Genomic DNA, 12,540 nt, shown 5'->3' on the forward strand with positions numbered 1-12,540 from the left:
ACCTTGGGTATAGACCAAATAGTTTATGCTACAAGCTAGGATTATTTGATTAGCTTTTGGTGAAGATCAATTTTTCCATTATAAATTTGAGCCATGATGAGTTTCTTAGCGTAATCTATCGCTTATGGATAACACGAGATTGAAGCTATGAAGTATCAGATTATTCCAGTGACACCTTTTCAGCAAAATTGCAGCCTGATCTGGTGTGAAAAAACCAAACGAGCTGCGGTCGTGGATCCTGGGGGAAACATTGACAGAATACAAAACGAAGTGACGAAACTTGGACTCGTCCTCGACAAAATTATTCTTACCCATGGGCATATCGATCATGTCGGTGGGGCTAAAGCCTTAGCGCAAGCCGCCAATGTGCCGATTATTGGCCCGCATATCGCCGATAAATTCTGGATTGAAAACTTACCTAAGCAAAGCCAAAACTTCGGTTTTCCCCATTGCGATGCCTTTGAACCGGATCAATATCTGCAGGATGGCGACAACGTGCAAGTGGGTGAACAAAGTTTGTCAGTGCTGCATTGCCCTGGGCATACGCCGGGACACATTGCCCTTTTCTCTGCCCAATCTAAATTGGCGTGGGTAGGTGATATTTTGTTTAGAAGTTCAATCGGTCGCACCGATTTTCCTCAATCAAATCATCATGATTTAATTCACTCGATCACCGAAAAACTGTGGCCCTTGGGTGTCGACGTCGAATTTATTCCGGGGCATGGTCCTATGTCGACCTTTGGTGAAGAGCGCGAGCATAATCCCTTTGTCGCGGATCAACTTTTACTCTAAGTGTCATGTCATTAAGAACTGTTTGATTTGTGAGCGATAATCGCTCGCAAATCAAACGATTATTTCCATTGATTGTCCCACTTTTACCGATGTTTTCTGATTTTCCTTCTAGACTTAAAGCAGTTCTTCCGTCTATTGGGGTAAGTATGAAAACAAAAACCATGATGAGTGTGGTATTTTCGACCATAGTCGCGAGTGCCGTGATTTCTGCGGCACTGAGCTTCAATGTGAAGTCTAAAATCGATCTCTTTAATGATGCCGCCAGCATCCGATATCAGTCCTATCAACTTGCCGATGAATTAAGGCAAGGTTCCGATGACTTAACACGTCTCGCCCGTACCTACGCCGTCACAGGTGATGAAAAATACGAAAAAATGTATATGGATATTTTGGCTATCCGTAATGGTGAGAAACCCAGACCCGAAAAATATCATCAGATTTATTGGGATTTGGTGCTGAGTTATGGCGATAAGCCAAAGCCAGACGGCGCGAGAATTGCTATAAAAGAGCAAATGAAGTCCCTCGGTTTTTCCGATGAAGAATTTCGTTACCTCGAACAAGCCCAAAAAAACTCAGATGCGTTAGTCGCCCTCGAAGTGAAAGCCATGAATGCCGTCAAAGGTATATTTATGGACTCCAACACCCAAACCTACACGATAAAAGGCGAGCCTAACTTAACCATGGCGAGGGAATTATTACATAGCGACCAATACCATAGAGAAAAAGCCAAGATCATGCAGCCGATTGATGAGTTCTTTACGGCGTTGGATAAACGTACCGATGGTGAAGTTAATGGTCGTCTCGACTCCTTACATGCGGCATTAAACTGGTCTCAGTTCGTATTGTTCATCGTGATTCTTGCGGCCGTTGGTGGATTCATTATCGTTAAGAGCCGGATTGTGACTCCCTTAGTGCAGACCTGTAGTGAGTTGCTCGACATTCAGCGATCTAAAAATCTTGCGCGGCGGATCTCTGTCACCACTCAGGGAGAGATTGGCGAAATCGTTAATCAAATCAACTTGTTTATCTCTTCCCTTGCCAGTTCCTTATCGACAACGGATGGTATTGCAAAAGAGGTCGCTGATTTAGCGAAGCAAACCAAGGCATCCATTCAAGTTTCGCGTGAAAGCTCAAATCGGGTGGCGAGAGAACTGGATGCCAGCGCCAGTGCGATGGAAGAAATGACCACGACCTTAGTGCATGTGAGTGAGAGCACGTCGAACGCTGAAAGTCGCGCCGCTGAAAATGAAGCGCATGTTACTGTGGGTAAACAGACGGTATCGGAAGCGTTGAAAGCCATGTCGGTATTGGAAACTGAGTTTACCAATACTCAAGACTCTATGTCGCATTTAGTGAACGAAAGCACCCAAGTTAGTAATGTGTTGAGTGTGATTAAGGCGATTGCAGAGCAGACGAATTTGCTGGCACTGAATGCCGCGATTGAAGCCGCAAGGGCCGGTGAGCAAGGGCGAGGTTTCGCTGTGGTGGCCGATGAGGTTAGATCATTAGCCCAGCGTACCCAAGATTCCACCAAGGAAATCGACGATATTGTCGCAAGCCTTCAAAGTCGTACGAATCAAGTGGGTACATCTGTGACTCAAGCCGCGACGCTTATGCAAAAGGCGGGGGTAGAGCTGCAACGTATCGTGGCAGTATTTGAGGATATTCGTCACAGTACCGAAGCGATTCATGGGATCAATACTCAGGTTGCCGCTTCAACTGAGGAACAGTCCTTGGTTTCTAAAGAAATCGCTTCGAGTATGATGGTGATCCGCGATAATTCCCGTGAAGTATCACAGATTATCGAGCAGATAGAATCGACCTCTATTAGCCTAGATAATCAATCCCAGATACTGCGCACTAAGGCGGGGGAATATCAGTTTTAGATGAGATGTGGTTGATTTACGAACGAACGCCACTCAAGACATGGACGTCAATCCTTCCTCTTCGAATCCTCCCCTGAACATATTTTCTGCTTCGACACTTTTTGACATCTATTACTCCTTTCAATACGTACACGCCTTTGCTAACTTGGTTGCCCAAGTGTTTAATACCGAGCGTTTGGCGATGCTTTTTTATCGACAAATGAAACTCGCATCAAACCTTGATAACAAAATAGACGTCGATAGCTGTGATATTCATCAGCGATCTTAACCAGCGATTTTTTAGTTTTGACAGTTTGTAGTTTCGACGGTTATTTGTTTCGATAGTGTCGACAGTAAAAAGTGCATTAAGTCTTTTCAAATATCCCTAACCCAATGGAGTCCTTGCGGATGGATCACCAAATCGAAGATTTACTAGAGCATTGGTTACCGCTGGCGGATGACGCTTGGGTGCTTGCGGTGATCACCCAAATTCAAGGCTCGGCCTATCGCAAACCCGGCGCCATGATGTTGTTTCATGAGTTCGGTCAAGGCGTGGGTATGTTAAGTGGCGGCTGCTTAGAAGCCGATCTCCGCCGCCATGCCCAAAAGGCCATGCAGACAAAGCAAGTCACGTGCGTGACCTATGACGCGAGCGATGAGTCCGATGCCAGCTATCGACTCGGCTGTGGCGGCATAGTAGATATCATGTTGATCCCACTCTTAAAAGAGAATCATGATCTTGGTTTGGTTGAGCTAGTACAGGCATTTCGCCACGGTCGGTCAGGTTTTTATCAATTGCCATTAGTCAAAGCGGGGACGGATGCGCGCCAATATCAAGCCGCTTTCTACCCCGAAGCGTTGACACCGTTCCCCGCCAGCGATTTTGTCCGCACAGGCGTCTTCACCCAAGAGGCGGGAGAATCGCTGATCATTCCGCTGAGACCAAGATTCCACCTTGGCATTTTTGGCGGTGGTATCGACGCTAAGCCTATTGCCGCCATGGCCCATACCTTAGGCTGGCAAGTGACGGTTTTTGATGGTCGTACTGCCTATGCCAGAGCGGCGGATTTCCCCTATGCCCATGTAGTGAAACTTGCCGCGGGAGAATTAACCGCGAATCATATCGCCCAATTGGATTGTGCCGTAGTGATGAACCATAACTTGGGCTTAGATGCTGCGGCATTGAAGGTCATTCAAGCTTATCCACTTGCCTATGTCGCCTTGCTTGGTCCAGCTCATCGACGGGATAAAGTGCTGGGGATGGCAGGGCTGAGTACTGAATCTTTTTCTGGAGTGTTTTCTGCTCCCGCAGGGCTTGCCCTTGGCGGCGAGTTACCGGGCGCAGTGGCCTTAAGTATTTTGGCCCAGTGCCACGGCGTGCTCCATGGCGCGACCTTAAAACATCTCGATGAGATAATGCGTTGATGACATTGCCGCCAGTGCCAAAGTCTGCAGAGCTAACGTTGGCAGAGCAAACGCCACGTTCATCCAAACGGCTGTTAATCGTGGTACTTGCGGCGGGTGAAAGTAAGCGCTTTGAGGGGGCTAAGTTAGCGCAGCTTATACCATCACTTAGCGCTACAGAAACTCGCGAACAAGCCATCATTTGCACCCATGTTGAGCGTTTACAACAGCTTCATTGCCAAGATTTAGATTTGGGGCGCCAAGACACACATTCGCCACAATATGCGCCTTTGTTAGTCATACTCGGTGCTCACCAGCACGTATTACAGCCATTATTAGCCGAACTTCATTCCCGCCACCCCTTTGATGTTTTAATTAATCCACAGTGGCACACGGGTTTGGCCTCCTCTGTGAGTTTGGCGGCAAGTTATGCCAAGGAGCAAGGCTTTGATGCCATGCTGCTAACGCTCGCTGACCAAGTGGCTCTGAGCGCCGATGATTATCGCCAACTGATTTTGACATGGCATGAAACGGGTAAAGACGTTGCCGCCCATTATTTGGATGATTTAGGTGTACCTGCTATTTTTAATGCCTCTACATTGCCTTTGTTCACTCATTTGAGTGGTGATCGCGGGGCGAAATCTATTTTAAAACAACAAGCACAGCAGGGAGCGTTAGTCGCTATAACACTACCCCGCGCCGCAATTGATATTGATACCCAAGCCGATCTTGCGTCGTGGTTGGCACTTAAGGAGTGAGTTATGGCAGAAGTTTTATCAACCAAAGCAGTCGTCAAGGAAGCGAATACCGCCGCTTCCTCTCAGACACTTTCAACCCAGACACTGATCATCAACGGTAAATCATTTACCTTAGATGCCGATCCTAAAATGCCAATCCTGTGGGCACTACGGGATATTCTAGGGCTCACGGGCACTAAATATGGCTGCGGTGCAGGGCTATGCGGTGCTTGTACTGTGCATTTAGACGGCCAACCCGTACGCGCTTGCTTAACCAGTTTGGGGCAGGCACAGGGAAAACGACTGACAACAATTGAAGGGCTGGATAATCAAAAGCTTAAAAATGCTTGGGCCGAACATAACGTGCCACAGTGTGGCTATTGTCAGGCGGGCCAATTGATGTCGGCTGCGGCGTTAGTGGCGCAGCATCCGAAACCTTCTGAAGAACAAATTAACTCGGCCATGTCGGGTAATCTCTGCCGCTGCGGAACATACCCGCGGATTAAAGCGGCACTGCAAAACTATGCCAAACAGGAGGGCTAATATGAGTACTTTTACTGCCGTAGAAAATATCAGCCGCCGCGACGTGTTAAAACTGTTTGGCGCAGTGGGTGGCGGATTAGCATTAGGGGCGAGTGGACTAACTTGGAGCCCTATGGCGCTGGCGCAGGATAAAGAAGCGCGGCTGAATCTGTTTATTGCCATTGGTGAAGACGACAAAGTGTACCTCACTTGCCATCGCTCCGAGATGGGACAGGGGATCAGAACCGGTATTCTGCAAGTATTAGCCGAAGAGTTAGAAGCGGATTGGGATAAAATCGTCCCCATTCAAGGCTTAGCCGATAAACGCTATGCCAGCCAAAACACCGACGGTAGCCGCAGTATTCGCGAAAATTACGACCGTATGCGTCAGATGGGGGCGATGGCAAGAACCATGCTAGAGCAAGCCGCCGCAGCGCGCTGGAAAGTACCCGTGAGCGAGGTGTATACCGCTAGCCATAAAGTGCTGCATGCTAAATCGGGTCGCTCGGCCAAGTTCGGCGAGTTAGCGTTAGCCGCATCAAAGCAGCCAGTCCCCGCTGTTGAGTCGTTAACCTTTAAAGAGGTTAAAGATTTCAAGCAGATTGGCGCATCACGCCAAATCGTTGATATGGATGCCATGTTAAGCGGCAGCGCGATTTATGGTTACGATATCAAACTCGACGGTATGCTCTACGCCAGCATCATGCGCCCGCCCGTGCTTGGGAGCGATGTGGCAAGCTTGGACGATACTGCGGCGCGCAAGGTGGCCGGCGTAGTGGATGTGTATCGTTTGCCCGCCGCTAAGGGCGCACCCGCGTTTCAGGCTTTGGGCGGCGTTGCTGTTATCGCCACAAACACTTGGAGTGCCCTCGAAGGCCGCAAAGCCTTAAAAGTCACTTGGACTCAGGCCGACAATAGTCAGCATGATTCAAGTCTTTATTTAAAGGAGCTTGTCGAGCGGGTACAACAAAGCGGTAACGTTGTGCGCCAAGCTGGCGAGGAGATCAAAAACTGGCCCGAGGCGAATACGTTAAAGGCCGTTTATACCGTGCCTTATTTAATTCATTCTTCTATCGAGCCGCCCGTTGCCACCGCCCATGTGACTGAAAAGGGCTGTGAAATCTGGGCATCGACCCAAACGCCGCAAAGTACCCAGCAAAATGTGGCCGCTGCGCTGGGTATGGAAGAAGATGCGATTAAAGTGAATGTCACCCTATTGGGTGGTGGTTTTGGGCGTAAATCTAAACCTGATTTTAGCGTTGAAGCCGCGCTGTTATCGAAGCAATTCAAGCGTCCAATTAAAGTGAGTTGGAGCCGCGAGGATGAAATCCAAAACGGTTACTACCATGCTATCAGCGCCCAGTCCTATCAGGCGTTGTTCGATGCCAACAATAAACCGACCGCGCTTTTAGCCCGTACGGGATTCCCATCGATCAGTTCAACCTTTGCCGAAGGGGTGGAATATCCCTCTGGCGGTGAGTTGGATTTAGGCTTTGTGGATGTGCCCTTTGCTTTGCCGAATTTAAGATACGAAGCGGTAAAAGCGCAGGCGCATAGCCGTATTGGTTGGATGCGCTCTGTGTGTAACATTCAGCACGGTTTTAGTGTCGGCAGTTTTGTCGATGAAATGGCTCATCGTTCTCAGGTTTCTTGCCCTGCAATGTGGCGTAGCCTGTTAGGTGAAGCAAGGCGTGAGATCTTTACCGACCAACAGTTTAAATACGGCAACTATGGCGAAGATCTTGATCGTCATCCCGTGGACGTGAGCCGCTATTTTGGGGTAATCGACGCGGTCGAAAAAGCCCAAGCTAAGGCGCCCAAGGCAGGTAAAAATCAGGGCTGGGGGTTTGCCGTACACCGCAGTTTTGTCAGTTATGTCGCCGTGGCCATGCTGGTGGAAGTGAGTGAGGATAAACAGCTTAAAGTGCTGAATGCCATCGCAGCTATCGATGCGGGCACGATCGTTAACCCAGATAGGGTAAAAGCCCAGACTGAAGGCGCGATTGTATTTGGCCTGAGTTTAGCCTTGATGGGGGAAATCACTTACAAAGAGGGCAAAGTACAGCAATCGAATTTCCACGATTATCCTTTGCTGCGGATCCCCCAAACCCCCGATATTGAGATCATCATTATCGAGTCCGATGCTGCGCCTGCAGGCGTAGGTGAGCCGGGTGTACCGCCCGTTGCCCCAAGTTTAACCAATGCAATTTTTGCGGCGACGGGGCAGAGGATCCGCGACCTTCCCGTGAACAAACTATTGCGAGTGTAAGTGACGGCAAGAGAGTTAACTGAACGCCGTTTGAACAAAAAAGCGCCTAATAAGCGCTTTTTTCGTTTTTTTACCACAAAAAATTTGCTTGTTAGCGATTTTACGGGCATTAATGCCGAAAATTAGCAATAGATCAGGTTTTTGTTACCAGAATAGAGGTAATTTAACTAACAGATAAACTTCCGTGAATAGAATTATAAAGGGGTCATCCATGGAAAATCGTTGGCAAGTCGCTATTTCTGCCGGCCTATTGGCGGCTATTTGGTGTGGCATCGCAGATGCCTTTCATCTGGTCACTTGGATTGGCTTTTTAGGTTGCAGCACTTTTTTTGCTCAACCCAAGGCTGGTTTTCAAGGGGTGATGATGGCGTGGTGCACGAATCTGTCCGGTGTGTTTTGGGCTTGGCTCATTATCTCGGGTAGCAGCTTTTTTATTTCGCCCGTATTTGGGTATATTTTTACCGGCATAGCCACCTCGGCCATGTGTTTACAGGCAAGTTATCAAAAGCTTAGCTTTATTCCCGGCGCATTTATTGGTTGTTGCACTACCTTTGCTATGGCGGGTGATGTGGCCAATGTCGTGCCGTCGTTGATCATTGGTGGCTTATTAGGTTTTAGTATGAGCCTGTTAACGGGGCAGTTGGTTACCTTGACACAAAAGTGGTCTGCCGCCACGCGTAGTCAAGTAGCTAGCGCGGATTAGCATAATACCTGCTCAGATCTTATTACTGACATAGCTGTCGAAGCGATCTGGGCTATAATGCTGATTTAGTGCCAAATAGCATTTTGTTCTTAGGAATTATCAAGATGAAACAAATCCAGTTTCGCACCATTGATGCCATATTGATCAAGTTCAGTCTCAACGGAAAGTTTTGGGTAGTGTGTTCTATGGTGGCGTTGATCACGGCCGCCGTGGCACTCGTCAACTATCAACACGCGCACCGAAACGTCGAGCAAGCTTCTATTGCCCGCGTTCAAGCGAGCGTCGATACCTTAGCGCAAGTTGCCACGGCGCAAAAGCTAGAAGCTGATGCCTTATCACAATTTGCCAGTCAATACGGGTTAACTGTGACCTCAAGGCAAAGTGAGGCACAGCGTCAAGGGGATAAAGTGACGGCCAGCGCCAGCGTGTCAGGCATGCAAGCCTTACAACTGACGCAGAATGTTCATGAGTGGGAAGCCGATGCGCGTAGCGATGCTAACTTTATGTTCTGGTTAGCATTAGTGGGCTTGTTGCCCTTATTCCAACTGAGCTACTGGATTTCAACCTCACTCGGCGGTGGCTTGTGGGATATGTACTTAGCCATCAAACGCTTAGCTGATGGTGATTTGAGCTTTAGATTAAACTTCTTTGGCACTGACGATTTCAGTTTGATTGCCCGCGAAATTGACCGCTGCGCCGATAACATGAGTGAAATGGTGTCAGCCATTGGTAAAAATGCACAAACCTTGTCGTTAGCATCCGATGAATTTAATCAACAGGCGGCCACCAGTGATGAGCTGATTGGTTTCCAACATCAATTCCTCGATTCCGTTGCCGTGGCGATGGCGCAAATGACTTCAGCGATTGAAGAAGTTTCTATCAACGCGAGCAACACTTCGCTGCAGACTAAAGAAAACTCAACCCAAATGTCGGCCAGTCGTGGGCGCATTAGCCACACAGTGGACAGTATAGGCTTACTTTCAACTAAGATTGGCGCAGCGTTTTCATCGGTGGAACAATTGTCTAAGGATGCGGCGAGTATCGATGCCGTGGTTACGACGATTAACAGTATTTCGCAGCAAACCAACTTGTTAGCCCTAAATGCGGCCATTGAAGCGGCGCGTGCCGGTGAGCAGGGGCGTGGTTTTGCCGTTGTCGCCGATGAAGTTCGCACCTTAGCGGGTCGAACTCAACAGGCCACGGTAGAAATTCAGTCTATGATTGAAGGCTTACAGTCTGGCACGAGTCGTTTATCTAGCATTACCATGGAGATAGTCGATCAGGCCGATGAAGGCCGCAGCGCGATTATTGCCGTCGGTGACGATGTTCAAGGCATGGCGCAATCGGTGAATGCGGTATTTGATATGAGCAGCCAAATTGCCGCCTCGGCGGAAGAGCAGAGTGTCGCCGCGCGCGACATTGCCGGACAATTGAATGAAATCCGCCATCAGTCGGAAACCATCAAACAAACGGCCCAGCGCAGTGTGACCTTAGCCAATGATCTGCACCATGCCTCGGTCGAGCTAGATGGCATTTTAAAGCAGTATCGCACTAGCTAATGTGTCACCTTTAATGTGAGTCGTCGGCATGGGGTGTTGAGCAATAACGCCCGATACTGAGTCTTATATTAAGCATTAGCGTATCATCTTAAAATGGCGAAAATCGTAGATTTCCGCCATTTCATTTTCGGAATACCTCAAAGCAGATAATTGAGTTGCTTAGCATTCATTGTCATTGTTTCCCCTGTGACTCGCCATCCCTTTATTCAACAAGAAGTATCCCTGAGGGCTCTACTAAAACATCCTGTTTTAGTCGGTCACAGTTGCAACAATGCCAATCTTAACTATGTTCGTTTAGCTAAAAAAATATTGCCCCTAAGCTGGCTAGCATTCATTTAGTGAATTGAAAACTGACGAATGAATTGCCCTGCAAAATCTCATCTATTTACCAAATGTTTGGCCCTACCGTAAAGCGACTAACAATATATGGGTATACAGTCGTATTTAAATTTAGATGATGTTGAGTGTTTTTAAACTCATTAGTTTGCGCGTTTATATAGCCTAAAATTTATAAAACCCTTAAAAATCATCCGTATAAGCTTTCCCAAAATTAGTTAATAGGTTTGGAAAACGCGCATGCGCGTTTTTCCGGATGGTGTATTTGATTAAAAGCTGATAAGTTCTTTGCATACAAATAGTTAACTGTACGCGTTTTCACTGGTCTAACGTGATAAAAGCGCAGCGCATAAATAGTAAGACGTTAGGAGACAAAGGATGTCATCCGGAGTACCACAAGCTAATAAGTTTTATGAGGAAGTTGCTGAAACCAAAGTTGTCTGGTTCGGAGTTCTGCCTGGTGAAATACTGCTGGAATTCGATTTGAAGGATAAGAAGGTCTCTTTCCCTGTCTGGTCTTCTAAATCTCGGATAGAGCGCTTAAAGAAACTCAATCCAGAATTGCTTGGTAAGGTTGAACCGAGAAGTGTGGTTTGGGGGCAATTCAAGGAGCACTTTTTGCCAATCCTTCCACCTGAAACGAAGGTCGTAGGTGTCAATCTCAGTGGCAAAAAACTAACAGGTATCGATATTCCCGCGCCACTTTTGGTTAAGCAATTGGAGGCATTCTGGTAATGTCTCCTAACAAACAAATATTATCGCCAGCAAAAAGCGCTGGCTGCGACGTCAACCCGCTGCGCGGCTTTCCGCGCTAAATTTGGGCGTTATACGTCAGAGATTCGAATCAAATGCTTGTAATACATGGAACAGCTGAGTTTACAGAAGAAAATGGACGTTTCGAAAAGGGTAAGCGGTATGCATTTAATATGTTTTCCAGAGATGAAAATTTAAAAGAAATAATCGAAGATGTTGCCCTTTATCTCGGAGATTTGGGCTGGAATGAAATTGACATTAAGAAAACCGGAAAAGTAGCCAGTGACGCCGAAATAACAAAACCTTTGCTTCAGCAGGCCTTTAACTATGCTAAAGAAAACCGATTTAGCGTTATCACATACCAAGATCCGGTGGATGAGGAATTGAAACTTTAGGTATGACGTATAACAAGCCACTCAAATTCGTTCCTGCCACAAAGGGCGTGGCCGGAACCGGACGCGCTAACGCTCGCCGTTTAGCGGAGCGTTATGCGGTATCAGAACAATGACCGAGAGTGAAGTTATAAGCGAGTTTGCTAAAAAAGAGAAAAGGTTAACTGTACTTTTTGCAGTATCATTCGCTATGTTCGGTGTTACGCTTTTATTCAACACCTTAACGGAGATATACATTAATCCAACGATACCGTTTCTGATTGGTTTCGGATTGATTTTTTATGGCTTGTACAATTACAGGTGTCCAAATTGTAACCACTCGCCAGCGCCTTTAGGTGGATTAGGCATTCAAATCTCTCCCAAAGAGTGTGGTACTTGTGGGGTAAAACTGAGGTGATTTTGCATAACAAGCGTCTTAAACATCGCGGCCTGCGGCCGCTGGACTCGCAACAAGTTGCTCGCCGTTTAGGCGTGCGTTAGTTTGATAAGGAAGTCTCGGCGTTTATATGAAGTTAAATGATATTCAGAAATCAGCCTTAGTTTGTGCTTTGCTAGGTTTAGGTTTGGTAATTCTATTTTTATTGAGCGGCAAAGTACTGCCTAAGTCAGAATTAACTCCACTTGAAGGTAAAATTGACTGGGTAAAAGCTACTGGTAAAAATGGTGACACTTTAAGATTTAAATTTTTAAACAATGAAACGCATTTAATCTATCACTCAATTGGCGGTCAAACGAGTAAGACTCATTCAGCCTTGGCAAGTCAAGGTTCAACAATCTCTGTTCTGTATGATTTAACAGATTCACATTCACCGCCATTTGATGAGAATAGTTACCATACTATTTATGAGTTGATTAAAAATGGTGAAACTATTCGAAGTTATGAAAGCATGGTAGAAGCTTATGCTGCAAATAGTAGAATAGCGGGGTGGGCTGGTTTGGTAAGTTTATTTATAGCGGGTATATTCTTTCTTGTTGATAAAAGAAGAAAAATCAAACTAACAAGTAATTAAACAGGGACAAAAAACAGTTGGCTGTTTTTCGTGCCTCAAACATTATAGCCAACAATTTTTAGCCCATTAAATGGGCGTTGAACTAAGCCGCTGCGCGGAGCCCAAAGCGAACCACTGTTCCACACTTACTCCTAGGGATAATCCCTCACCTAGGAGGTCTACCATGTCATCACTTCTGCAACAATTCCATGATGAGAT

The 12,540-nt window shown here is 46.9% G+C and carries 11 protein-coding genes; all 11 read left to right on the forward strand.

Features of this window, described 5'->3' with window-relative positions:
* Positions 1-147: 147 nt before the first annotated feature.
* Positions 148-792: an MBL fold metallo-hydrolase gene (locus tag Q4Q49_RS15455; RefSeq protein WP_311999763.1), complete on the forward strand. Its 645-nt coding sequence runs from the start codon at positions 148-150 to the stop codon at positions 790-792.
* A gap of 146 nt (positions 793-938) precedes the next feature.
* Complete coding sequence (locus Q4Q49_RS15460; protein WP_259590533.1) at positions 939-2,678, forward strand: methyl-accepting chemotaxis protein; 1,740 nt, start codon at positions 939-941, stop codon at positions 2,676-2,678.
* Between the two features lie 387 nt (positions 2,679-3,065).
* Entirely contained in the window at positions 3,066-4,082 is a 1,017-nt protein-coding gene (locus Q4Q49_RS15465; protein ID WP_311999764.1) for an XdhC family protein, read from the forward strand.
* Positions 4,082-4,819 carry a nucleotidyltransferase family protein gene (locus tag Q4Q49_RS15470; RefSeq protein ID WP_311999765.1) on the forward strand — a complete coding sequence of 246 codons (738 nt, stop codon included), beginning with the start codon at positions 4,082-4,084 and terminating at the stop codon, positions 4,817-4,819. Before Q4Q49_RS15465 ends, Q4Q49_RS15470 begins: the two co-directional genes overlap by 1 nt.
* 3 nt (positions 4,820-4,822) lie before the next feature.
* Positions 4,823-5,341, forward strand: a complete 519-nt coding sequence (locus tag Q4Q49_RS15475; protein ID WP_311999766.1) for a 2Fe-2S iron-sulfur cluster-binding protein — start codon at positions 4,823-4,825, stop codon at positions 5,339-5,341.
* A 1-nt stretch (position 5,342) separates the two neighbouring features.
* Positions 5,343-7,589 carry a molybdopterin cofactor-binding domain-containing protein gene (locus Q4Q49_RS15480; RefSeq protein WP_311999767.1) on the forward strand — a complete coding sequence of 749 codons (2,247 nt, stop codon included), beginning with the start codon at positions 5,343-5,345 and terminating at the stop codon, positions 7,587-7,589.
* A gap of 211 nt (positions 7,590-7,800) precedes the next feature.
* Positions 7,801-8,292 (forward strand): DUF1097 domain-containing protein, encoded by a 492-nt coding sequence (locus Q4Q49_RS15485; protein ID WP_300482947.1) that lies wholly within the window; start codon positions 7,801-7,803, stop codon positions 8,290-8,292.
* 104 nt (positions 8,293-8,396) lie between these two features.
* Complete coding sequence (locus Q4Q49_RS15490) at positions 8,397-9,851, forward strand: methyl-accepting chemotaxis protein (RefSeq protein ID WP_006085446.1); 1,455 nt, start codon at positions 8,397-8,399, stop codon at positions 9,849-9,851.
* A gap of 714 nt (positions 9,852-10,565) precedes the next feature.
* Positions 10,566-10,922, forward strand: coding sequence for a DUF2750 domain-containing protein (locus tag Q4Q49_RS15495; protein WP_259583333.1), 357 nt, complete (start codon positions 10,566-10,568; stop codon positions 10,920-10,922).
* A gap of 113 nt (positions 10,923-11,035) precedes the next feature.
* Positions 11,036-11,335: a hypothetical protein gene (locus tag Q4Q49_RS15500; protein ID WP_311999768.1), complete on the forward strand. Its 300-nt coding sequence runs from the start codon at positions 11,036-11,038 to the stop codon at positions 11,333-11,335.
* Positions 11,336-11,838: 503 nt separating this feature from the next.
* Complete coding sequence (locus Q4Q49_RS15505; protein WP_311999769.1) at positions 11,839-12,342, forward strand: hypothetical protein; 504 nt, start codon at positions 11,839-11,841, stop codon at positions 12,340-12,342.
* Positions 12,343-12,540 lie beyond the last annotated feature (198 nt).

The organism is Shewanella sp. SP1S1-7, assembly GCF_031932105.1.
Lineage (GTDB): Bacteria > Pseudomonadota > Gammaproteobacteria > Enterobacterales > Shewanellaceae > Shewanella > Shewanella baltica.